Source organism: Microbulbifer zhoushanensis (assembly GCF_021729055.1).
Classification (GTDB): domain Bacteria; phylum Pseudomonadota; class Gammaproteobacteria; order Pseudomonadales; family Cellvibrionaceae; genus Microbulbifer; species Microbulbifer zhoushanensis.
Genome location: NZ_JAJSAO010000001.1, coordinates 502,585 through 526,831, shown reverse-complemented (window position 1 = coordinate 526,831; position 24,247 = coordinate 502,585). Strand labels below are relative to the sequence as shown.

General features: G+C 55.7%; 16 protein-coding genes. 9 read left to right on the top strand and 7 right to left on the bottom strand.

All coding sequences use genetic code 11. From position 1 onward, the window contains the following. The first annotated feature begins 290 nt into the window (after positions 1–290). From LVD10_RS02250 to LVD10_RS02220, 7 genes are all read left to right on the top strand, one after another. A complete protein-coding gene (locus LVD10_RS02250; RefSeq protein WP_237061654.1) occupies positions 291–632 on the top strand; it encodes a MarR family EPS-associated transcriptional regulator in 342 nt (113 codons plus the stop codon). A gap of 104 nt (positions 633–736) precedes the next feature. Continuing rightward, the gene (locus LVD10_RS02245) at positions 737–3,952 is read left to right on the top strand and encodes a glycosyltransferase (RefSeq protein WP_237061653.1); all 3,216 of its coding nucleotides are present in this window, start codon (positions 737–739) and stop codon (positions 3,950–3,952) included. A 49-nt stretch (positions 3,953–4,001) separates the two neighbouring features. Then, positions 4,002–4,829 (top strand): hypothetical protein, encoded by an 828-nt coding sequence (locus LVD10_RS02240; protein ID WP_237061652.1) that lies wholly within the window; start codon positions 4,002–4,004, stop codon positions 4,827–4,829. Between the two features lie 607 nt (positions 4,830–5,436). After that, positions 5,437–7,191 carry a hypothetical protein gene (locus LVD10_RS02235; protein ID WP_237061651.1) on the top strand — a complete coding sequence of 585 codons (1,755 nt, stop codon included), beginning with the start codon at positions 5,437–5,439 and terminating at the stop codon, positions 7,189–7,191. A 61-nt stretch (positions 7,192–7,252) separates the two neighbouring features. Then, positions 7,253–8,119, top strand: coding sequence for a glycosyltransferase (locus tag LVD10_RS02230; protein WP_237061648.1), 867 nt, complete (start codon positions 7,253–7,255; stop codon positions 8,117–8,119). A gap of 62 nt (positions 8,120–8,181) precedes the next feature. Beyond that, positions 8,182–8,949 carry a glycosyltransferase family 2 protein gene (locus LVD10_RS02225; RefSeq protein WP_237061646.1) on the top strand — a complete coding sequence of 256 codons (768 nt, stop codon included), beginning with the start codon at positions 8,182–8,184 and terminating at the stop codon, positions 8,947–8,949. After that, complete coding sequence (locus LVD10_RS02220) at positions 8,946–9,872, top strand: NAD-dependent epimerase/dehydratase family protein (protein WP_237061645.1); 927 nt, start codon at positions 8,946–8,948, stop codon at positions 9,870–9,872. Before LVD10_RS02225 ends, LVD10_RS02220 begins: the two co-directional genes overlap by 4 nt. 89 nt (positions 9,873–9,961) lie before the next feature. Here the strand turns inward: LVD10_RS02220 and LVD10_RS02215 are convergent, their stop codons facing one another. The 6 genes from LVD10_RS02215 to LVD10_RS02190 form a co-directional block, all read right to left on the bottom strand. Then, positions 9,962–11,623: a BatD family protein gene (locus LVD10_RS02215; RefSeq protein ID WP_237061644.1), complete on the bottom strand. Its 1,662-nt coding sequence runs from the start codon at positions 11,621–11,623 to the stop codon at positions 9,962–9,964. 68 nt (positions 11,624–11,691) lie between these two features. After that, entirely contained in the window at positions 11,692–13,656 is a 1,965-nt protein-coding gene (locus LVD10_RS02210; RefSeq protein WP_237061643.1) for a VWA domain-containing protein, read from the bottom strand. Beyond that, entirely contained in the window at positions 13,653–14,699 is a 1,047-nt protein-coding gene (locus tag LVD10_RS02205; RefSeq protein WP_237061641.1) for a vWA domain-containing protein, read from the bottom strand. The genes LVD10_RS02210 and LVD10_RS02205 overlap by 4 nt, the downstream gene beginning before the upstream one ends. Next, a complete protein-coding gene (locus LVD10_RS02200) occupies positions 14,692–15,258 on the bottom strand; it encodes a DUF4381 domain-containing protein (RefSeq protein ID WP_232942794.1) in 567 nt (188 codons plus the stop codon). The genes LVD10_RS02205 and LVD10_RS02200 overlap by 8 nt, the downstream gene beginning before the upstream one ends. Then, on the bottom strand, positions 15,255–16,244 hold the full coding sequence (locus tag LVD10_RS02195) for a DUF58 domain-containing protein (protein ID WP_232942793.1): 990 nt from the start codon (positions 16,242–16,244) through the stop codon (positions 15,255–15,257). The genes LVD10_RS02200 and LVD10_RS02195 overlap by 4 nt, the downstream gene beginning before the upstream one ends. Then, positions 16,244–17,218, bottom strand: coding sequence for an AAA family ATPase (locus tag LVD10_RS02190; RefSeq protein WP_232942792.1), 975 nt, complete (start codon positions 17,216–17,218; stop codon positions 16,244–16,246). The genes LVD10_RS02195 and LVD10_RS02190 overlap by 1 nt, the downstream gene beginning before the upstream one ends. A 310-nt stretch (positions 17,219–17,528) precedes the next feature. Here LVD10_RS02190 and LVD10_RS02185 point away from each other — a divergent pair, with 310 nt between their 5' ends. Together LVD10_RS02185 and LVD10_RS02180 are read left to right on the top strand one after the other, a co-directional pair. Beyond that, positions 17,529–22,427 (top strand): NAD-glutamate dehydrogenase, encoded by a 4,899-nt coding sequence (locus LVD10_RS02185; RefSeq protein WP_233006756.1) that lies wholly within the window; start codon positions 17,529–17,531, stop codon positions 22,425–22,427. Between the two features lie 36 nt (positions 22,428–22,463). After that, the gene (locus LVD10_RS02180) at positions 22,464–23,543 is read left to right on the top strand and encodes a quinone-dependent dihydroorotate dehydrogenase (protein WP_237061639.1); all 1,080 of its coding nucleotides are present in this window, start codon (positions 22,464–22,466) and stop codon (positions 23,541–23,543) included. Positions 23,544–23,643: 100 nt separating this feature from the next. On the opposite strand, the gene rmf is transcribed toward LVD10_RS02180, so the two are convergent. Next, a complete protein-coding gene (gene rmf, locus LVD10_RS02175) occupies positions 23,644–23,895 on the bottom strand; it encodes a ribosome modulation factor (protein WP_232942790.1) in 252 nt (83 codons plus the stop codon). Between the last annotated feature and the right edge of the window lie 352 nt (positions 23,896–24,247).

Below are 24,247 nucleotides of genomic sequence, written 5' to 3'. Positions count from 1 at the left end.
TAATATTGATGCGTCAATACGCTGTGCTCATTGATGGAGGTCACTATCTTTCTCTGAGTTGCTAGCTCGCGCTCAAAATATAGCCAATACGATTGAAGCCTGCGCAGTGCCAACTTTTTTTTCCGCCCACCAATTTGTCTCCATTCTTGCGTTGAGTGCCGGACAGGATTCGAGTATCATTCCGTTCAGCCGTTGAACGGTCATGAATTGGTATGCATGTTTAAGCCACATGAAAGCGACTTCAGTCGTCGGATTGTCGAAGTTTTAACGCTAGGAATAGGGTACTTTTGATGCCTAGTGACGAATACAGCTATAGAGTGTTGAAGCTACTCTCACAAAACCCTCACCTCAGTCAGCGAGAACTCGCCAAGGAGCTAGGTATCAGCCTTGGGAAGGTTAACTATTGCCTCAAGGCTTTGATTGAAGTGGGACTCATTAAAGCTAAAAACTTTAAAAGCAGTCGAAACAAGCAAGCTTATGCTTACCTGCTGACCCCGAAGGGCATCGAGGAAAAAGCTAGAATCACTCTTAGGTTCCTGAATTCCAAGGTTGCAGAGTTTCAAGCACTGCAAGCGGAGATCGAGGATTTACAACGCGAAGTTGATGGAACGGTTGAATCACTTTCGAAATGAAAGCTGAAGCTGCGATAGGCGTTGCCTGTTACATCATTCTTGCCAGGTCCTAGTACAATTTCGAGCCTGAAAGTGATGGTGCTCATTGATTTTTGGAGTAAATAATGGCCGGAAGAGCTACGTTTATACGCAAGGCATTTAAAGAAATGAAAATAATCGCCTATCGTGCTGCAAGGTATATTTATCGTAAGCTCAAAAATGAGTGTGGGATCGATGCGCTGAATCTTAAACTGCCTTTCTCAGGTAGAACCCTGAAAGGATTAATATACCCAGGAATTCGACTGAATACTGTCCGGGAGTCCGCAACACGCCCTCCAATATATAAAATACCTAAACGCAAACCAGGCCAGTACATTCTTTTTGTGAGAACTATAGGGAACGACATTCAGGGCTTGCATGATGAGAACCAGAGCCTGGGTAATCTGGAATATATTCTTAAAAATGAAGGTGAGTTTCCTGGAGTCGACAAGCTATTCATTATCAACCGAGTCGTATCAAGGCACAAGCTGGAAAAGATAGTAAGGCTATTGCGTTACTATAAAATGCCCTATCTCGAATTGGCCTTTGAGGCCGACCGATTCAAAGAGATTCCGCTAGTTGAGCAGCCTACCCCTGGTGAGGGGGAAAATTGTATTAGGGCACTCCCTGATCTTCGTGAGTTAGTCCATAAGGTGGCAATTCGTTCCCACCGTAGCGCATACCTTCTTAACAATCTAGGCGCCAAAAACTTTGCTCTTAATTGTGGAGCAAAGAATGGCTATAAGTGGGTTCTTCCGTGGGATGGCAATTGCATTTTGTCAAATGAAGAGTTTCTGAAGATAAAAAAAGTTATAGACTCTGCCGGCAAAAAAGCTAAATATTTTCTGGCTTCTATGGAGCGTTGCCCTCAAGAGCCCTCGATGCTTCGACCCTCCCCAGCGGACAACGTGGCAAGTGGCCGGCAATTAATTCTAAGAGCTTCGTCCAAGAATTCAATTGACCTTAGCCAGTTCTTCTCGGGGGGGCGCAAACCGCAAGGATTATCCTCCGAGATGCCCTCTGGACTACGTGATGCCTGGATTTATGAACAAGCTTGCGGTGCGAGCGATTTTTTGAACGACCGCGGGATGTCGGACTCACCCGAAAATGGTGCAGCCTTAGTCAGTCTCGGTGAGGCTATCGCTAAGTGCTCGCCTGCTGGTCTAGGGATGGATAGCAGGCCAAGTTCCATTATTGACTTCATTGATGAGATATACGACTACAGCACAAGGAAGTTGGCAGGTAAGAGTCAGGTTGATTATCTGTATTATCGCCAGGTTAAGGCAGATCAATCGAAGTGCCCTGAAAACTGCGTCGAGTTAAGCGCTGTCTTTGACAAGGTCTATTTGGTTAGTTTGGAGCATGACCTGGAAAAGAGGATTAAAGTCGGCTTCCAGCTTAGATCTCTAGGCATTGACTATGATTGGTATCCGGCAGTAAATGGTTATGAAGGGCGACCGTTGCAGGACTTTCAGGAGTATATGAAGAGGCCGCTGGGCAAGATGGCTCATTTTTCGGATTGCAGTGACTACGAAAAGAGGCGTGGATCAAAGATGATCGAGTCTCCCGGCGCGCTAGGATATATATACACGTATATATCTATAATGAATGATGCAAAGTCGCGGGGTTTTAAGAATATTCTTATAGTAGAGGATGACATAATTCTTTGTTATGACTTTAAGCAAAGATTTCATCGATTCATCACTTCCGTATCTGATGATTGGAGAATTTTGCTGCTGGGAGCCTCTCAATATGACTGGGGTGGAGTCGATGTTTCTGAGTCTCTAAAAAGGGGCTTTTACAGACCTGAGTTACATAAAACCAAGGGGTCTTTTGCGATTGGGGTCAATGAATCGATCTTCGATGAGTTAATCGAAAACCTCAGTTATTTGGATGCACCATTTGATAACTTCCCGATTGGCTACCTCTATGAAAAATACCAAAGTTCATGCTTTGTCGCCTATCCCTATCTCGTGATGCCTGATGTGGGTGATAGCGCAATCCGGGGTGCTCGTTCACAGTATACGCATTCTAATCGCGTCGGTTGGTGGGTCTCCGACTTCAAATATCCTGCACAGAAACCATGTGTTGGAGTTGTACTGAAGTCAAGTGACAACTTGCGGTTACTCGATTTTAAGGCTGACCCTGGTTTACCTTATCTTGTTAATTTTTATTTCGTTAATGAGAACGGGATATCTCCTCTTCACAACAGAGCGATGTTGCCAAGTGAGTACCATGTAGAGAATGTAAATGATCAGTTATATGCATCTACATCTTTGACGCTCGACGTTTTGTTTGAGGCGGAAAAAGAAACTCCTCTTAGCGAGAAGGATATTCATGATGCGGTTCTAGACACCCTTTCCGGTGGATCGACTAGTGGTCCCCTCAAGGAGGTTAACCTATCAGTAGAGGAGCGGGTGGCAGGTCGAGTTTCAGTCGTAATTCCAACCTATAAGCGATCTGAACATCTTCAGAGGGCAGTTGAGAGCGTCTTGGAGCAAGACTATCACGATACTGAGCTGATCGTTGTTGATGACAACGGTGTAGATTCCAGTTTCTCGCGCGAGACGAGTCAAGTCATTGAAGACTGCGGCAAACGCTATCCTAAGAGGCGTATCAGGATGGTCCAGCATGTTAAAAATGCTAACGGGGCTGCCGCTCGAAATTCGGGAATCTTCGCTAGTACTGGAGAGTATATTTGTTTTCTTGATGATGACGACATTTATCTGCCCGGAAGGATATCCAAGAGTGTCCAAGAGCTGATAGGGTCAAGCGAGTCAATCGGGGCTGTCTACTGTGGTTTCCTTGGCTGGAATTCGCCCAGATTGGACTTGGGTAGATTCAAGGATGGAGATTTGACGAGGGAAATTTTCATGCTTGACTATTTTAGGCACTATTTGCATACCAATACTGCAACATACAAGGCAAGCGCGATCTTGGCAGTGAACGGTTTTGATGAGTCTTATCGACGGCATCAGGATCTCGAATTCAATTTGCGTTTCTTCGAGCAGTTCCAAATTGGCGTAGTAAGAGAGGCTCTGGTCAGGTTGGCTCCTGAAAAGTCCGCAGTGGACAATAAGCTCTATGGAGCTGACATGTTGAACTTGAAGAGGAAGTTTCTGACTGACTTTGAGTATCTAATTGCTAAGTTCAGCGAGGAAGAGCAAAGGCGAATTTACGATGTCCATTGCCGAGAAGTCTCTCGTTACACAGGGGAACTTGCTAGTAATATGGATATCTACGAATTTATTAGCGGTGGTAATGTGAGTGATAATGTACGCTTAAGTTTGGCTGCTGATTAATTGATTGTTAAATTTTGTTTTTAAGCACAAGTTGGTTGGATAGCGATTAATGAGAAGTTTAGGAATTGTCTCACCAAATTTCGGTGGTAGCACAGTGTTTGGTCACTTACTAGGCGGATACGAGGGGCTTTCCCATGTGGGCGAGATACACAAGGTGTACTCTGGAAGAGAAGGTGAATGCAGAGAGTGTGGTTCTTCATGCCCGCTATTCACCGCCGAAAATATTGCCAAAATTCAAAATGTAAAGCGTCCAATATACAATAAATGTGCGGACATCCTTGGTTTGGATGTGCTCGTAACTGGCGATAAAAATCCCTATTTTTATGATAAGACTACGGGTCTCCCAGATGCGTTGGTTGTTCTGCTTAAGGATCCAATGGCTCATACTTATAGCTTTTACACCCGCTCATTGAAGCAAAGCTTTCACTCCTATAGCAACGAGTTTAGGTGGCTAAAGTTCAGAGAATCTGCGCTCACATACTATACAACCCTGGTTGACAGAGTGGCCTGGGCGGCTGAAGTAAGCCAGCGGCACGGCATACCTGTCAAGGTGGTTTCACTTGAAGAGTTTATCGACTTAGATGACGAGGGTAAATCGGGGTTGGCCCAGTCATGGTTAAATGGGCGAAAATACGATTCTTCACGTTTAAAGGCAGGATCACATTACATTGCCGGAAACCACAAGATCAGCAATGGGGGCAATGCAAGAGGGATTAAGTTTTTTAAGGGCATGTTTAAGAGGGATGATCGCTACAGCTCCGAGTTTGGGCAGGCTCACGTCGATGAGCTCAATTACTCCCTGAATGAATTTTCTGAGTTGCGGGGGTATGTGTCTCGTCTTGATGTTTTAACTCCTGTGAGCTGGCTGGGTGTATAGCTCTATCATCTGTGAGTTACGACGAACTCTATGAAGATCCCAGCTATTGTCCTTTTTTGACCGCAAAGCTAGTGGACCGTTTAGACGTTTAGCGCGTAGATGACAGGGGCTTTTGTCTTGAGCACGGTGGTCTGGAGTAGAGCTTACATATCGCGACAAGAAAGTAGCTATGCGTCTTGCACGCATTGAGTTGCTGGGGATCGCAAAGGAATCATGTCGATTAATAAGTGGATAGTACAATTCTACCCCCTGGCTTCAGGCAATTGCGGGGTCTCTAAGGGCATTTATGTACCCATACTTCGCAGTTGAAAAATATTTGGGTGAAAGATATCACTACTCTCAGTACGGGTCGGTAACCGTTCTCTTACCGGCCCGGCATGGCTTGCATAAAGCTGTTGAAGTTCTACAGGGTAAACTTTGGGAGCGGCTGTAAGTTGATTTATCTTAGCTCTGATGTGAGCAGTGATGTACGTAGCGTAGGAGTAGTATTGCTGGCTCCCCCCTCTAAGATCCACACGTCGCTATTGGGTCGCTGTGTAGCCGATGTGAGAACGAGCTGTCCTCCATCGAGAATATTTTTTGGAGTATTTCCTAAGGAAATTAAGGTATGACTTCTGGCGTGCGTAGCTCTCTGCGCTGGTGCCTCTCACTCGCTTCCAAGTTTAAAAGGGTGGTATTCTGGCGCACTTCTCTTATTGTTGTTCTTACCCTCGTGTCGCAGATTGCAATGATACTTGCCTTCTTTTTGCCATTGAAGGTTGTAATTTTGCTCGGCTCTACCGGCATACCTCGGTATTTCCCAGAGTTCCTTGAAGCCCTTGGTCGTGACGTTTTGATACTTGGGATCAGTTTGTCTGCAGTCATATTTTATGTTGTGCATTTAGCTTCTGAGCGGCTGATTAATGTTGTGACTGAAGGAGCATCAAGCCAAGTCCTGTCTCATAACAAAAAAGTCGTACTATTTCAAAATCAAGACACTATAGCCAGGAACGCCTACAAACGTGTTTCCCGTGTTTTTGCTGGTGGCGTATTCATTGTTCTTTCGCTGACCGCGATTGCCATATTTTATCTGGATATGGCGGCCGTATTGATATGCTATGTTATCGCTTGGGCGGTTGGTGTTAACTCTTTCGCCAAGTTAAGCTCTTCCTTTCAAAGTCATTTGAGTGACAACCCTCAGGGTGTAACAGGGTTGTTTGCGGGAGTAGGTTTTTTTGTCGCCTTTGCATACTTGGTTATTGACTTTACCTTTATGACGCCCCCATCAGTTATTGTTGCAATCTTATCAGTTCTCCTGTGTCGGCAGCTTTTTGGTCGATTCTCTGCCGTTATAAATGATGTGCATCGTCTCTCTTCTCAACGCCTAAAGATTGATGCTCTGTTCTTTCACAAGAAAGTTCTGCTGCCTAACCGAGATGCTAAAGCTAAGGGTATCTGGTCGCTTCTGAATCGAGATACTGTAGTCGAATGGGTTAATTCCATCATTTCTGGCCTTGTTGAGGCTTGGAAGGGGTGTGATGGGGTTTTTTGGCATGCATCAAGCTCTCCAGGAATCGCAGTATTGCTTGTGAAGGGTACCGAGGGCTTGGACAATTACCTAGTAAAGTTCTATGACAAAAAAAATAATAACCTGGCGATGCATGAATCAACCCTTTTGAGCGAGTTCCCACAAGGTCTACCAGCGCCTGAGCTCGTTGGGGTTGACGGTATTAATGATTTTACCTGTCAGGTTTACAGGCTACCGTGCTCTGAATTACCTGCGAAGCCGAAGGATATACGGTCAGCGACATATGCGCTACGAACCAGTATTTTGAAGGTAGAGCCCCCGCTAGTGCTTTCGGACCGCTACCAACGGTCCAAAGCGTTACTTTGGCAGCGTCTGCACGAATCTGATATTAAAAAGATCTCTATTGCGGTCTCCTCTGAAAATGAGAAAGAGCAAGTAAATCGCCTAATAAACCATTTGCCGGAAATTAAAACTAAATTACGGTTGTTGCCACTTACTTTTTTTAATCCAGATATGCGTCCTGTTAATGTTGGTGAGTTACATCAAGCTAACTCAGAAGTTCTAGTTAACTGGGGTCGTTGGTCACTTGAGCCTATTGGCGTTGGTTTTGGCGTGGGCCAGAAAGAGATAAAGCAGGTTGGTGATGCGCTTCGTGAGGCGGCTTCTGTTCGGCGTTGTCTTGAAGGTGTTGATGTAAGAGTCGTTGAACTGGCCGCATTCTTGTCTGTTCTTGAGGCAAGATGCGCAAAGCATCAGTTTAATGAGGCTCTTGAGATTGTCGCTCCTATATTGGAGCGATGCGACTCATTGTCTATGGGTTTTTCATCGAGGGAAGCTCATTCAGAGGCGTTGTGAGGAGGTAAGTGCCTCCCCCTTGACTTTATCAGTTTTGGAACTAGCTGCTGGAACTTCTTCTATGTGTGTTGAGATATCTATCATTATTCCGATTTTTGAGCAGTGGAAGTTTGTACCTGAACTCCTCAATTGTCTTTACTCGCAGTCGTATCCGATGGATAAGGTTGAGGTTGTGCTAGTTGATAATGGCTCCCGGGGGATTCACGTTCCTGCTGACCTGCCAGATGGCGTAAGGATCCTCCACTGTGAAACTCCTGGTGCCTACGCTGCGAGAAATTTCGGTGTTCAGCATTCGCGTGGGGAATGGCTGGTTTTTACCGATGCAGATTGCTTGCCTTCCAGGAATTGGCTTAGTGAGATTGCGAAAGCAGGAGTTTTTGGGCGGTGTGGTAACGAGTTCGTTGCCGGCAGGGTTGATTCAATTGATAAGGAGTCTCCTTCCGTATACGAAATTTATGACATGGTGAGAGGTATTCCCCAGGCACACTATGTTAGCAGGGGGTATGCCGCAACTGCGAACCTCGCAGCTTCTAGGGCCATGATAAATCGGGTTGGTGGGTTTAACGAGCAACTTTACTCCGGAGGTGATGCAGATTTTTGTCGCCGTGCCGGTAAAAGTGGTTTTAAGATCGTATATGTCGATTCTGCGGTTGTGAGGCATAGGACTAGGACAAGCTGGAAAGAGATTGCGACTAAGGCGCGAAGGGTTAAGGGAGGTCAGCTTACGCGTCGAACGCTGCAGCACAAGTTATGGGTGTATTTTCGCACTATAGTGTCTCCTGGAATAACAGCAATTCGCCTCTTAAGAAACCGCCAATTTCCTTTCAAATATCGGGTAATTGCAAGTTTTGTATATTTGCGGGTCTGGGGCGTTGAGCTTATAGAGTTGATTCGTGTTGCTTTAGGCAGAGAGCCAGAGCGCCGGTAGTTGTTTTTTATTTCATGGGTTTAATTGATTTATGTGTGACTGGGGTGGGGTGGAAATCCTAGATGCCAAAAAAATTCGATAACAGCATCAGTGTTATAATGCCTGCCTTCAATGTGGCTCCCTTTATTCAGGAAGCAATTGAGTCAGTCCTCCAGCAGAGTCATTCAGAGCTTGAGCTCATCATTGTTAATGATAGTTCTACAGATCGAACATGTGACGTTGTAGAAAGTTTTTGTGCTGTTGATCCGAGAGTGAGGGTGCTTAACAGCAGGAAGAACCTCGGTGGGGCCGGTGCTCGAAACTTGGGGCTTGAGGCTGCACGATTTCGTTATGTGGCCTTTATTGATGGTGATGATCTTTGGCACTGTGAAAAGCTAAAGCGTCAATTGTCTGCTTTAAAGAGTAGGGGTGCTCAGCTTACTTACACCGCAGTCCAGAAAGTCGATTCCACAGGGTGTCCATTTGGGGCAATGCAGGCCGTCGAGCTCGAGGTTAATTACAATACCCTCCTTGCTAACCCACTTATAGTGTGCTCAAGCGTGCTGATTGACTACGATGCTCTGGGTAGGCCATTAATGCCAGATATTAGAAAGCGTCAAGACTTTGCTTTTTGGCTCAAGTTGCTCCGGGAGGGAGCGCTTGCGCATGGAATTAATGAACCCTTAACCTACTACAGAGTTAGAGCAGGATCTCTCTCCTCTAATAAATTGAGTGCCGCCCGTTATACATGGCGTGTCTATAGGGATTTTGAGTTACTTCCTTTGAGTGAGGCTATCCCAAGTTTCGTTTCTTATGCTTTGCGCGCCTTTTTAAAAAGGTTGAACCGATGACTGGCAATCGATTTCTGGTGACGGGTGCAACGGGAATGGTGGGCAGCGCACTGGTCTCTCGTTTAAGGACTTCTGGAAAATCTGTGATAGCTGTGGGTGGAACGGCAAAGACAGATGCTGAGGCGGATTATTATTGGGGATTGGGTGATCGAATGGGTGGGGCGCTGGCTGATGTACACACGGTGATTCATCTGGCAGCCCGGGTGCATGTTAGAGGCCGGGGTTTCTCGGATAGGGTTGGTTTCAATCGGGATAATGCCGAGAGTACATTGGAGTTGGCAAAAGAGGCTCACTCCCAAGGAGTTAAAAGATTTGTTTTTGCAAGCTCAATTGGGGTTCTAGGGGCAAGCTCTTCATCTGCTGTTGATGAGTCTCGTGCTCTTTCCCCCCATAATGCCTATACCCTTTCCAAGGGGTTGGCCGAGGAGAAGCTTGAAGCATTTGCCCGCAGTGCTGGTATGCAGCTGATTATATTGCGTTTCCCTGCTGTTATTGGTCCTGGCGTAAAGGGGAATGTTGAGAGCCTGATTCGTGCGATCAAGCTGCGAGTCCCGTTGCCTTTTTCTAAAATTAATAACCAGCGTCAGTTTATAACCCTCAAAAACTTAGTTGATGGGATAGCACTAGCATCCCACCATGGTGAGGCCGCAGGCGAAACCTTTCATTTAGCGAATCCTGAGCGCGTATCGACTTTGGAGCTATGTGAGATTATCGCCCATGAGCTTGGAGTTGGTCTCCGTAGTTGGCCTGTGCCTGCAAGACTTCTGAGGGCAGGGTTTTTGGCTGTTGGCCGTAAGTCCCTCGCTGACGCTCTAACAGCGGATATGCTTGTGGATACTTCAAAAGTCTCGAATATGCTGGGTTGGCGAGCGGAGCAAAGCTTGCAGTTGGGGTTGCGTGAGGTAGTTACCCGCAGCATTTAGCTTAGCATGACGAATGATAGGCTAAGTTGAACGGATAAAAAGTTCGGGTATCTACTAGCGCGGAGGGGTGAGGCCGCGGCCAGAATGATTTATGTGAATAATTCAGGTAGGGCGCCAGCACGCTTGTTATTCATTCTTTTTCTTTCTCGCTTAAGTAGTCTTCGCACTAATATACCTACCTGCTGACGATTCAATGGCCGTGGCGGTTGCACGTAGAGAGCGTTATCCAGTAGCGCGTGTAGCTTGTCTAATTCGTCGAAGTCCAGAATTCCCCGTGCCTCCTGAAAGCTCTTGCCTCTAAGATCGGGCCAGCGGGCCTGGAGCCAGTTTTTCAGCCCATCCTGTAGTTGTGCCGGATCTCCATTTTCGGCAGCCGCCAGTAGTTGCTCGGCTTGCCTTCGGGCATCCGGTGTTATCTTTTTGGGCTTAACAGGTGCGGGGGCCACCAAATGCCGCCGGAACCACCAGAAGTAGAAAATCCACAACAGGTGCGAGGCCACGGCGGCAATGGCCAGGGTGCGCCAGAAGTTCTCGGCGGGTAGCTGGCTGGTGCGGGCCGGACCGGGCAGGGCGGTTGGACTGCCGTTACTGCCCATAGCCGCGGGTGTACCGCTGACGGTAAACCGGAACGCGGGCAGCTGGGTCACGCGCTGGCGCCCGGACTTGGTGTCCCACCAGCTGAGGGTCACCGGGGGTAGCCGGTACTCGCCGGGCTTGGTGGCGACGATGGCAGTGGTCTCGATGCGGCTGCCACTGATGCCGTTGGCGCCGGCCTGGTCATCCTGTTGGGGCTGGTCGGGATAGGTCTTGAGCCCATCCACATTGATCTTGGGCAACGGTGGCAGCTGTGCGGCGCGCAGCCCTTCGGCGCGGATGGTGATGATTCGGGTGATGGGCTCGCCCACCTTGAAACTGTCGGGATCCTGGCTCCAGCTCTGGACAATGCCCAGGCTGGCGGCCGGGAGCCAGTGCTCGCCACTATAGCTGTCCGGCTTTGGCAGTACCTCGATCTCCTTTGCCTCGGAGCGCAGGCGCAGCCGCTGGGTATTGCGATTGAACAGGGAGAAGGGGTCGCGCCGGCCGGCCACCGCGACGTAGGTGAGGGCGGGGATACGCAATTTGCCCGAGCTCTCCGGGAAGATGGCGTAGGTCAGTTCGTAGACGGCGTGCCCGACACCATTTATGCGTCGCTCATAGCGCTGCTCATCCACTTTCTCGATATGGGCGCCGGGAATCTGTAGCGGCTCAGTGGAGATGTCGTGCAGGCCAATGACAGTATACAGGCGCACTTTCACCAGCAGCTGTTCCTGAACGTAGAGCTGCTCCTTGTCCAGTTCCACTTCCAGGAATGCCTTGCGGTCCTCACTGTCCGGGGCCGAGCCGGCCTCGGTGACGGTAATGGGGATGGCATCTGATACCTGGCCGTGGAGGTGAAGGGAGGGGACGAACAGCCGGCCCTCGCGCTTGGGGGCGAGGGTGAGCATCCATTCCACATAACTCTCGGCGCGTCCGTTGATTACACGGTACTGGTTGGACTGCTGCCGTGAGAGAATATCGAAATCCTGCTCCAGCAGCTCGAAGTCCGGCTGGCCACCACTCTCCTTGCCCGAATAGCGCAGGCGCAGGTTCAAAGTCTCATCCACACCGATGGTATTGCGGTCGACGGTGGCGGTGAGCTCGCTGTCCGCGGCGGCGGTGTTGGCCAGGAGCAGTAGCATGGTTGCGATGAGCAGCAGGGTGACTCTGAACATGCAGCTAAAGGGTTCTCCTGGTTTTTCGCGGCCATGGGCCGCTCCTACGGCGAATTGGGAAGGTGAGGCTACCATCTTTCTGTGGCTCCGTTCTCCGGCGGCTTCCAGTCGCCAGTGCGGTACTCGCGCCGGCGTTGCAGGCTCTCATACTTGAATTTCTCCCGCATCAGTCCGGCGGGATCATCGGGAATTTGTCGGAGCCACTGGTCCAGGGCCTGCTGCGTTTCCGGGTCGAGCGCGTTTTCGGCGGTTGGCTGTTTCTGCTGCGAATCGCTTTCCTGGTCGGTTTCTTCGCCCTGGCCGCCCTGGGACTGTTGTTGCTGGCTTTGCTGCTGTTCTTCTTCGCTACCGGACTGTGAGTCTTTGCCAGCCTGTTGCTCCTGTTCCCGGGAAGACTGGCCGGATTGGGAGCCGGACTGCTGCTCGCCCTGTTGTTGCCCCTGCTGGTCCTGTTGCTGCTGGCCCTGCTGCTGCTGGTCCCCGGACTGCTGCTGTTGTTGCTGGCCCTGCTGTGATTGCTGTTGCTGCTCCTGCTGCTTTTTCTGCTGTTCGCGGAGCTTGCGGGCGATCTCGCGGTTGTGTTCGGCGTCCGGGAATGCCGGTTGCCGCTCGAGAGCCTCGTCGTAGGCGGCGATGGCCTCGTCGAAGCGTCCCTGGCGGGTAAGGCTGTTGCCCAGGTTGTACAGGCTTTCGGGATCGCTGCCGCCGCGGGAAAACTGCTTGGCGGCAGCGGGGAAGTCCCCGGCGCGGTACTTCGCTGTGCCGCGCCACTGGGGGTCCTCGAATAGCTCTGCTGCCTGTCCCGGGTTGCCCTGTTCCAGCAGGCGACGGGCCTGCTGGTCCTCGCGCAGCCACAGGTCCTGCCACAGCCCGCCTGATCGCGATGCTCCGGCCCGGGCGGAATCGGGCCGGGTCCCGCCTGGTTGGGGTATATCGGCCTGGCTGTCAGCCTGGGCCTGGCGCGATCCATCCGCAGTGGCCGGCTCGGGTAGCGCCAGGGTCATTGGCAATGTCAGTGCCAGTGGCAGGGTGCAGGCCAGGGCCCCGCGCCGGAAAAGCAGGGCGGCAAGGGGGAGCAGTAGCAGCACCAGCCAGGGTCCCTCCTCACGCCACTGGTCGAATTCGCGTTCGGTGAGGGCGGCTTGCTCGGGCGTTTCTCCCCGGGCCATCAGGTGCGTGATGTCCCGGTCGTCTACGGCAATTTCTGCGAAGCGGCCGCCGCCCTTGCGGGTGAGCTTGCGCAGCTGGCCCTCATCGTAGCCGGCAATCACGATGGCGCCGTTAGCGTCGGTGATAAACCCACCGCCGTTACCCCGCGGGATCGGGCTGCCCTCGCCACTGCCCACGGCGAGTACGGAAAAATCGATGGCCGAACTGTCGATCATCTGTGCCAGGGGGCCCAGCGCCGCGTCGTCAATACCATCTGTCACGGCGAGGATACGGCCGCGACCGTTGGCGCCATCCTGTAGCAGGCGGATCGCCGCTTCCACAGCCATTTCAATATTGCTTCCCGGTACGGGGATGATTTTCGGTGACAGCGCCGGTACCAGGTTGGCGATGGTGGCGGTGTCTTCCGTCAATGGCGTGACAACGTGGGCCTCGCCGCCATAGGCGACCAGGGCCGTCAGCCCGTCCTCCCGCTGCTTGAGGATGTCCAGCACTTTCAGCCGTGCCCGGGTAAGGCGGTCCGGTGACAGGTCGGTGGCCATCATCGACGGGGACAGGTCCAGCAGTATCACCAGGGCATCCTGGTTGCTGAATACGGGGGTCGGCAGCTTGCGCCAGGTGGGCCCGGCGAGTGCGATGATCATGCCCGCCAGTAGCAGGAAGATCAGCGAAAAAAGCAGCGGGCGGCGTGACCCGCCCCGCAGTAACAGGTGGGGGAGCAGGTCGGCATCTACCAGCTTCTGCAGCTGGCCGCTGTTGAACACCGTTCGCGCCAGGCCCCAGCACGCGAGTGCGGCCGGCAGCAGGAGCAGTAACAGGTACGGCCGCAGGAAATGAAACTGTTGCAGGTCGGCCAGCAGGTTCATGTCAGTTCCTCCCCGCGCTGGCGCTGTCTTATGCCAACTCGTCCGGCGAGGAATGTGATGCCCGAGCGGGCCAGGGGTACCAGTGCCCAGAGCAGTGCCAGCAACAGGGCTGCTGCCAGGGGCCAGATATACAGTGAGCGCAGCGGACGGTAGGAAGCGGCCTCCTGCTCCACAGGCTCCAGGCGATCCAGCTCTTCATAAATGCGCGCCAGTTCCGCCGGGTCCCGGGCGCGGAAATATTGCCCGCCGGTACGGTCGGCAATAGCCTGCAGGGTTTCGCTGTCCAGGTCCCGGGACGGGTTGATGCGCCGCGACCCGAAACGGCTGCCCAGTAATCCGGGGCGTACCATTTCCTCCGCGCCCACGCCCACGGTGTATACAGTGACGCCGGCCTGCTGGGCGAGTTCAGCGGCCTTGAGGGGGGCGACTTCGCCGGCGGTGTTGGCGCCGTCAGTCAGCAGGATCAGGACCCGCTGCTCGGCGGGGCGCTGGGTGAGGCGTTTAACCGCCAGGCCGATGGCGTCGCCGATTGCGGTGCCCTGGCCGGCAAAGCCGATCTGCGCCTCCTGCAGCAGGGTACCCACGGTTTCCCGGTCATAGGTGAGTGGCGCTTGCAGGTAGGCGCGGGTGCCGAACAGCACCAGGCCCAGGCGGTCGCCCTGGCGCCGTTCGACAAAGTCACCCACAACCCGCTTGACGGCATCGATACGCATTGCCGGTCGCCCATTGAGCAGCATGTCCGGGGTTTCCATACTGCCGGAAATGTCCACCGCCAGCAGCAGGTCGCGGGCACTGCTGGTCTGCGTAATCGGCTCGCCATACCACTGCGGCCGCGCGGCTGCCGCGACCAGCAGCAGCCACAGGAGCCACAGCAATAGCAGGTTGGCCATTTTCCCCGGGGTGCCGCTGCCGCGCTGGGAGAGCTCGGCATAGAAGGGCACCTTGAGGGCGCTGTCCAGCGGCCGGGAGCGGGGCAGCAGCTGCCGGGTCAGCAGCGGCAGGGGCAGTAACAGGAAGGCCCAGGGCAGAGCGAACTCAAACACTTTGGGCCTCCGTTATGTTTGTGCTCCGGGCATCATCAATACGGGTTTTGTGCGACCTGGCCCAGTCGATGGCGAACTGCTGCAGGGCGCTGTTGGCATCCGCGTCGAATGCGTCGCGTCGGTAAAGCTGTTCCAGTAGCGCTTGCTGTGCCATGGGCGGGCAGGGCCTGCCGCCACTCTGTTCCAGGAAAGAGAGCCATTGCCTGCCGGTCAGGGTGCCGGCGCGGCGGCGGCCGTAGCTGGCGACGGCCACCCGCTTGAGGATCTCATTGAGCTCTTCGGTTGCCCGGGGGCTTTCAATATCGACTTCCTGCAGCAGGCGAACCGCCTCCTGCCGGTAGCGTCCACGGCGCACCCGGTCCCGTGCATGCTGTATCCACAGTGCGGCCAGGATCACCGCTGCCACCACCAGGGCGGCCAGCAACCACCAGCCCGGCGCAGGCGGCCACCAGGCCAGTGGTGCCGGCTCGTGAATATCCCGCAGCTGTGCCAGCAGTTCCTGTTGCTCTGGCGAAAGGGGCGGCTGGGCCGGTGCCTGCTGGGCGATGGGGATCCTCATGGGACCACCACCTTATCGGCTGTGGAGCCGCGCGGGGAGGTATCCGGCTGGCGGGTGCCGAAGTAACTGAGCAGGGCAGGCACCAGCGGTTCGCTGGTGTCGAAGTCGAGCAGCGGCAACCGGTGCCGCCGGCACAGTTGCTCCACGGCCTCCCGCGCTCCCGCCTGGCGCTCGGCGAAGTGCTCCCGCAGTGGCCGGTTATTGCCATTGAGGAAGGTGCGCTGGCGACCGTCCGAGATGGTGAGCGACTCCCGGGGCAGGTTGAGCTCAAGGGGGTCCGTGATGCGGAGCACCTGCAGGTCGGCGTGGCGGGTCAGCAGGTACAGGGCCTGGGCGCAGCTGTCATCGAGGTCGTGGCAATCGGATATCAGGAACAGTGCGGTACCCGGGCGGCTGATACGCCGTGCCTCTTCCAGCAGGACCGTGAGCGGTTGGCTGCCGGGGGCGGGTACCGGGTTGCGCAATTCCCCGGCGAGTTCGACCATCGCGTGGATCATTGCCAGCACCGCGTGGTGGCTGCGGCGCGGGCGCACGGTATCGATACCATCGTCGGTAAACAGTATGGCGCCGATGCGATCGCTGTGGTGCAGGCCGGCCCAGCCCAGGGCCGCGGCGATACCACTCGCCACCACCGACTTGAACGCGCGGCGGCTGCCGAAGAACATCGGCGATCGCAGGTCCACCAGGATGACCACCGGGCGCTCGCGCTCTTCCTGGTAAAGCTTGGTGTGGGTCTCGCCGGTGCGGGCGGTTACGCGCCAGTCGATCGAGCGCACATCGTCGCCGGCCTGGTAGTTGCGTACTTCCTCGAAATTCATCCCGCGGCCGCGATAACGGGTCAGCAGCCCGCCGGCCTGGTCGCTGCGGGCCAGGCGGGGCTGGAACATCTGCAGCTGGCGCGCGATGTAACGTAGCTTCACCAGTGGCGTCACTTCGGGATAGGCGCCCCGGGGGCTGAGTTCGATATGGGAAACCGCTTTTGGCATCAGATTGCCGGCACCAGTTGCAGCAGCCGCTGGATCACCTGGTCCGCGGTTATGCCGGCAGCCTCGGCCTCAAAGCTCAGTAACAGGCGATGGCGCAGGATATCGGGCGCGACTTCCATCACATCGTCCGGGGTGACGAAGTCGCGGCCGGCGAGCCAGGCGCGCGCGCGGGAGCAGCGGTCCAGGGCAATCGTGGCCCGGGGGCTGGCACCGAAATCTAGCCAGCTGGCGAGCTCGCTGTCATACTTCGCCGGCTCGCGGGTGGCGATGACGAGCTGGACAATATAGGTCTCGACGGCCTCCACCATCTGCAATTCGAGCACCTGGTTGCGGGCGCGGAAAACCTCTTCCTGGCTGACCACGGCGGTAGGGCGATTTTCGCCAATACTGGCCTCGGATCTGGCCAGTCGCAATATTTTTGCTTCCGCGCCAGCATCGGGATAGGCAAGATTCACCTGCATTAGGAACCTGTCCAATTGTGCCTCAGGCAGCGGATAGGTACCCTCTTGTTCGATAGGGTTTTGTGTGGCCATCACCAGGAACAGCTGGGGCAGCGGATACGTTTTGCGGCCGACACTGATCTGGCGCTCGGCCATGGCCTCGAGCAGGGCGGACTGGACTTTCGCCGGCGCGCGGTTGATCTCATCCGCCAGCACCAGGTTGTGGAACACTGGCCCTGGTTGAAAATGGAACTCTCCGGTTTCCGGTCGGTAGATATCGGTGCCGGTAATATCCGCCGGCAGCAGGTCCGGCGTAAATTGGACGCGATGAAAATCTCCCTCAATAGCATCGCCGAGCGTCTTGATTGCCTTGGTTTTCGCCAGGCCCGGCGCACCTTCCACCAGCAGGTGGCCATCCGCCAGCAGGGCGATGAGTATGCGGTTGACCAGTGTTTCCTGGCCGATGATCTGCTGTTCCAGCCATTCGCCCAGGGCCCTAACGCGATCCCTGATATCTTGCGTCGTCGATTCCATAATGTCTCTTCTGTCGAGGATGGTCCTGCTCCCTTTCCCGCGGGCGGCTATCTATCATCTTTTATATATAGTCGCCCGCGACCGGAGACGTGATTCCGTTGATTCTAGCGGCACACAGCGGAGAGGCAACCGCCGGTTGCATTAGGCTGCCGGTCTGCTCAAAAGTTCGCCGCCCAGCCAGGCCCATACCAGCTGGCGGGCGGCCAAGGCGATGATGATGCGCGGCCACAAGCTGCGAAGACTATAAGGATAAGCCGGCCAACCATTCCTGCCGGCGCCACTGAGTGAACTTTGGAGGTTTTGTGTGAATATGGCCACGGTGATCACCGATAGCCGCGAGGAGCTGGTTGAACAGGTCAGCGTATTAATCCGCGAGAAGCTGGGTGACAAGGCGGAACCGGTGGTGGCATTTGCCGAGCAGTTCCTGCACCAGTACCCGCTCGAGGACCTTGCCGGCCGGCGTATGGCCGATGTCTACGGTTGTATTTACACCTGGTGGGACTTTATCCAGCAGCGGACCCCGGGCAAGCCGAAGGTGCGGGTTTTCAATCCCCGCCTCGAGGATGACGGCTGGGAATGCTCCCACACGGTGGTGGGCGTCCTGCAGCGGGATATGCCGTTCCTGGTGGACTCCGTCCGTATCGAAATCAACCGCCGCGATACGGTTATCCACTCTATCAAGAGTACAGTGCTGCATCTGGAGCGCACCGCCAAGGGCAAGCTGAAGAAACTGCTGCCCCGCCTCAAGCCCGATGACGACGTGCCCGTCGGCGCCACTTCCGAGGCGCTGGTCTACGTGGAAATCAACCTGGACACCTCCGCTGGCCGCCACGCCGACCTGTCATCGGCCCTGGAAGACGTGCTGGGTGATGTCGAGCTGGTTGTTGATGACTATGTGCCGATGCTGGATACCTGCAGCGCCATGGAGGACCAGCTGCATAACGGCGTGGCCGAGGACGACGCCAACCTGCAGGAGGCCTGTGCGTTCCTGCAGTGGATGCGCGATGGCAACTTCACCTTCCTCGGTTACCGCGAGTACGAATTTACCCAGCAGGGGGATCGCAAGGTCCTGTGTGAGGTCGAGAACCGCCGGCTGGGTATTTTCAAGAAGCTAGAAGAGTCAGCAGAACCCACCCCGGAAGCTGCCTTTAACGAAGGCAAGCAGCGTTTTTACCAGGGGCCCAACTACCTGACGTTCGCCAAGTCCTCGGTGAAATCACGGGTTCATCGCGCCGCCTATTCCGATTATGTGACCATCAAGCGCTACGATGCCGAAGGTGAAGTGATTGGCGAGTCCGCGATCATGGGACTCTATACTTCGCCGGTTTATACCGAGAGCCCGGTCAAGATCCCGATTATTCGCCGCAAGATCGCCTCGATTATGGAATCCAGCGGTCTTTCCCCGCACAGCCACGACGGCAAGGCGCTGCGCCGCATACTGGATACCTTTCCGCGGGATGAGTTGTTCCAGAGCAGTACACAGGGATTGTTCGATACGGTGATGGGCGTGCTGAGCATGAACGAGCGGGCCCACATCCGGCTGTTCATGCGTCGCGATCCTTTTGGCAAGTTTGTTACCGCAACCGTTTATGTACCGCGGGAACAATTCAATAGTGATGTCCGCGAGGAGATCTGCGCGCATATCGCCAAGGCGATCGATGCCCGTGAATCCGAATTTACCACTTATTTTTCTGAATCCATTCTTGCAAGGGTGCATTTCGTATTCCGGGTCGACCCGGCCGAGACCCTGGAGATTGACGAGGCGCGACTGGAGGCGCAGATCGTGGATATAACCCGTTCCTGGGAAGACGTTTTCCATAAGTCCCTGGTTGAGAGTCACGGCGAGGAAGAGGGCAACCGACTCTACGGTGTCTACGGTCGCGCCTTCCCGGCCGGCTACCGCGAGGACTTCGAGCCTCGTATCGCGGTGCAGGATATCTCCTCAATGGCGGAGCTGAACCCCCACAACCGCGTCGCGATGAGCTTTTACCAGCCGGTGGGCGCTGCCCCGGGCAGCCTGCGTTTCAAAGTGTTCAACTGGGGCGGCAACCTGCCACTGTCCGATGTAATTCCGGTGCTCGAGCACCTGGGCCTGCGGGTGATGGGCGAGTTCCCCTATACCATCCGGCCGAAAGGCGTCAGCGATGTATGGATGCACGAGTTCCACCTGGAGTTCGGCCTGCCGACCCGCATCGATGCCCAGGCATCCCGCAACCTGTTCCAGGATGCCTTCGCGGCCATCTGGAATGGTGTTGCCGAGAGTGACGGTTTCAACCGGCTGGTGCTGGCGGCGCGCCTGAACTGGCGCGAGGTCACCATGCTGCGTGCCTACGCCCGTTACCTGAAGCAGACCAAGTTCAGCGGCAGCCAGCCCTATATCGCGGCCACACTCGCCAATCATGTGGAGATTACCCGTAACCTGGTAGCCCTGTTCCGGGCCATGTTCGATCCGCGGGTGGGCAGCAGCAACAAGCAGGACCAGACGCGGGTAGAGCGCCTGGTGAAGAAGATCCACGATGGCCTCGACAAGGTGGACAACCTGAACGAGGACCAGGTACTGCGTCGCTACCTGGACCTGATCCTTGCCACCCTGCGCACCAACTTCTTCCAGCCGGCCGAGGACGACAAACCCAAGGATTACATCTCCATCAAGTTCAGCCCGCGCAATATCCCGGGCCTGCCGGAGCCGCGGCCGGAGTTCGAGATTTTCGTCTACTCACCCCAGGTCGAGGGCGTCCACCTGCGGGGCGGCAAAGTGGCCCGCGGCGGGCTGCGCTGGTCCGACCGGCTGGAGGATTTCCGTACCGAGGTCCTGGGCCTGGTGAAAGCCCAGAATGTGAAGAATGCGGTGATTGTGCCCAGTGGCGCCAAGGGCGGCTTTGTGGTGCGCCGCCCACCGTCGGATGGTGGTCGCGAAGCCATGCTCGAGGCGGGAATCAATTGCTACAAGACATTTATTCGCGGCCTGCTGGATATTACCGACAACCTCAAGGAGGGCGAGGTGCTGCCCCCCGAGCAGGTGGTACGCCGGGATGCGGACGACCCCTACCTGGTTGTGGCGGCGGACAAGGGCACCGCGAGCTTCTCCGATATCGCCAACGGCATTGCCGCGGAATACGACTTCTGGCTGGGTGATGCATTCGCATCCGGAGGCAGCCAGGGCTATGACCACAAGAAGATGGGGATCACCGCCCGCGGCGCCTGGGTCTCAGTACAGCGCCATTTCCGCGAGATGGGCGTGAATGTCCAGGAAGAGGACTTCTCGGTAATCGGCATTGGCGATATGGGGGGGGATGTCTTTGGCAATGGCATGCTGCTGTCCGAACACATCTGCCTGAAAGGCGCGTTCAACCACCTGCATATTTTCGTTGACCCCAACCCGGATGCCGCCACCAGCTTTGCCGAACGCAAGCGGCTGTTTGATATGCCCCGGTCCAGCTGGACGGATTACGATACTTCGCTGATCTCAAAGGGCGGCGGTATTTTTGACCGGAGTGCAAAGTCGATCGCGATTACACCGGAAATGAAAGAGGCCTTTGCGATCGAGGCGGACAAGCTCAACCCGAACGAGCTGATCAACGCGATGCTGAAGGCCCCGGTGGACCTGATCTGGAACGGTGGCATTGGCACCTACGTCAAGGGCTCGACGGAATCACACCCGCAGGTGGGCGACAAGGCCAACGACAACCTGCGCGTGGACGGCCATGAACTCCGTGCACGCGTGTTTGGCGAGGGCGGGAACCTGGGCATGACCCAGCGTGGCCGGATTGAGTTCGCCCTGAAAGGTGGCCGTTGTAATACCGACTTCATCGACAATGCCGGCGGCGTGGACTGTTCGGACCACGAGGTGAATATCAAGATTCTCCTCGACAAGGTGGTGGCCAATGGCGATCTCACCGGCAAGCAGCGCAACCAGATGCTGGAGGAAATGACCGAGTCGGTGTCGGAGCTGGTGCTGCACAACAACTACGAGCAGACCCAGGCCCTCAGTGTTGCCGAGCGGCAGGTGCCGGAGCGCCTCGACGAGTATCGCCGCACCATCAACGCCCTGGAGAGTGAGGGCCGCCTGCGCCGCGCACTGGAGTTTATCCCGGACAACGAGCAGATCAACGAGCGCCAGAACAAGGGGCAGTACCTGACGCGTCCCGAGCTGTCGGTACTGATCTCCTACGTCAAGGTGAAGCTCAAGGAAGAGCTGCTGGAGGCGGCGATCATCGAGAACCCGCGGGTGCTGGAAGCCGTGGAATCGGCGTTCCCCGAGGAGCTGGTGGCGCGCTACCGGGAGATGGTTTACGACCATCCCCTGCGCCGCCAGATAGTGGCGACCCAGGTGGCCAATGAGATGGTCAACAATATGGGGATCACTTTCTACCACCGCATCAGTGGTGCAACCGGAGCGGATATCGATAGCATCGCCGCCGCTTACATCAGTGCCCGTGACGTCTACCTCATGGACGACTTCCAGGAGGCTATCGCGGCGCTGGATTACCAGGTGTCGGCAGACCTGCAGCTGGAATTGCTGAACTCGATGATCGGCCGCGTGCGCCGTGCCGCGCGCTGGTTTATCCGCAATCGCCGCAGTGACCTGGATGCTACTGATGGGCAGATGCCGTACCGGGATTCGGTACAGCGGGTGATCAAGGCCCTGCCGGAGGTCCTGAGCGGCCGTCCCAGGCAGTTGTGGGAGGAGAAGTACGAGGAACTGCTGGCTGGCGGTATCCCGGAGGGTGTCGCACTGCTTGCGGCTTCCCCCACCTACCTGTACTCCGCCCTGGGTATCTCCGAGTCGGCGCGGGTCAGCAACCGCCCGGTGGAAGAGGTGGCGCGGATCTACTTCCAGCTGGCCGACGCACTGGACCTGCCCTGGTTCGGCGGCCAGATCATCGACCTCCCGGTGGAGAGCTTCTGGCATGCACAGGCGCGCGAGACCAGCATGGATGACCTGGACAACCAGCTGAGCAGCCTGGCGGTGAACATCCTGCGCCTGGCGGCGGAGAGCGATCTCGATGTGGATGGCGCGATGGACCGCTGGAAGGCTATCATGGCGCCCGCAATCCAGCGCTGGAATGGCATCCTGGCCGAGCTGCGGGCAGCACCGAGCACGGATTTCGCGATGTTCACGGTGGCCCTGCGGGAGTTGATGTACCTGGCCAATGCCACCGCCGACCAGGAAAGCCTTACGGATCCGGACGAGATCCCGGCTGGATAAGTGATACACGGTAAGACATTCAGGTAACGAGAGAGCATGTATTCGTATCTACGCAAGGCCCTGTTCGCCCTCGATCCGGAGCGGGCGCACCATATTTCCATGGATGGTATCGGGGCCGCGGAGCGGCTGGGACTACTGTCACTGTTTGCTGACCCGCCGGCCGACGACCCGGTGGAGGTCATGGGGCTGACCCTGCCCAATCCGGTAGGCCTGGCTGCAGGCCTCGACAAGAATGCGCAGGCATTCAATGGGCTGGGCGCCCTGGGTTTTGGCTTCGTCGAGGTCGGCACAGTGACGCCGCGGCCACAGCCCGGCAACCCCTCGCCACGGATCTTCCGCCTGGAAGAGGCCGAGGCGATCATCAACCGGATGGGGTTCAATAACGAGGGCGTGGATTACCTGGTGGAGCGCGTGCGTCGCCGTCGCTACGGCGGGGTGCTGGGCATCAATGTAGGCAAGAACTTCGATACCCCGGTTGAGCGGGCAGCGGACGACTACTGCCACTGCATGGAGAAAGTCTATCCGTACGCGGACTACATCACCGCCAATGTCTCATCCCCCAACACCAAGGGGCTGCGGGACCTGCAGTTCGGGGAAAGCCTCAATAGCCTGCTGGATGCGCTGAAGACCAAGCAGGCGCAGCTGGCACAGGATGGCGATCGCTATGTCCCCCTGGCAGTGAAAATTGCCCCCGACATGGAGGAGGAGGCGATTGCCGAAGTGGCCGCCGCACTGCGCAAGTACGAGATCGATGGGGTGATAGCCACAAACACGACTGTCGACAAGTCAGCCGTCAGTGATTTACCCCATGGCCAGGAAGAGGGCGGCCTGAGTGGTCGGCCGCTGGCGGAACGGTCGACCAATGTAATCCGGATCCTGTCCGTCGAGCTACAGGGAGCCCTGCCGATTATTGGTGTCGGCGGTATCTTTGATGGCGAGAGTGCGGTGGAGAAGGTCCGCGCGGGTGCCACTGCGGTACAGATCTACACGGGCTTCATTTATCGCGGGCCGGCGGTCATTCGCGAGGCGGTCGAGGCGATTGCGCTGCTGCGTCGCCAGGGTGGTATCGATAAAAAGCTTGCCGCCCAGCCCCAGGCGGAAGGTGAGAATCGCTAGGACCCTGGAGTCGGGTTCCCTGGTGGGCGTCGGGGGATGGTATAAATCGGGCCGGAACGCGCCCGGAGGCTGATCCCAGCCACCGGGCGCCTGCCTTTATTCAGACGGTGCTCCACCCGTTGGGATGGTGGATATTGGTACTTACGGTGCGGTAGGTTTCTAGTTTCTGGGCCTTCGTGGAGTCCCCAAATCCGTTCCAGTAATCCTGGCGGCCGTCGCGCCATCCATTTACCCATTCCTGGTGAAGGTATCCGCTCATGTAGGGACAGCTGTCCATGGGTCTTCTCTGGGTGGCGGCAAGGTATCCCTTGCAAAAGGCTCTGCTGGACTGGTTACGTTTTTGGCGTTTCATCGTATACAGCACCTCTCGGTCAGTTTGGGCTGGTTGTTACGGACCTTCTGGCCCGCGGATGGTCTTTGCGTACTTTTTATGGTCCTTTATCCCTAAGCTTAGTGAAAGTTATGGCCGGGTTGCCGCCTGGTGGTTAGTTCTGTATTGCTGTTTCTAGATTACTGTGGCCACCGGGGAATCCAAGCATTCTCCCCGGGTTGGAAGCGCGGGACGCAAACAGGCGACTGTCATTGGCAAGTGTTGCCTGTAAGCCTGTCGGGTAAGACAGCATCAAGTATATTTTTAAGCATTCATGGCCCCCGGAAATAGTATGTACGGGACCGTTTATTGGTGACCGGTCAGCCTGAGGCGT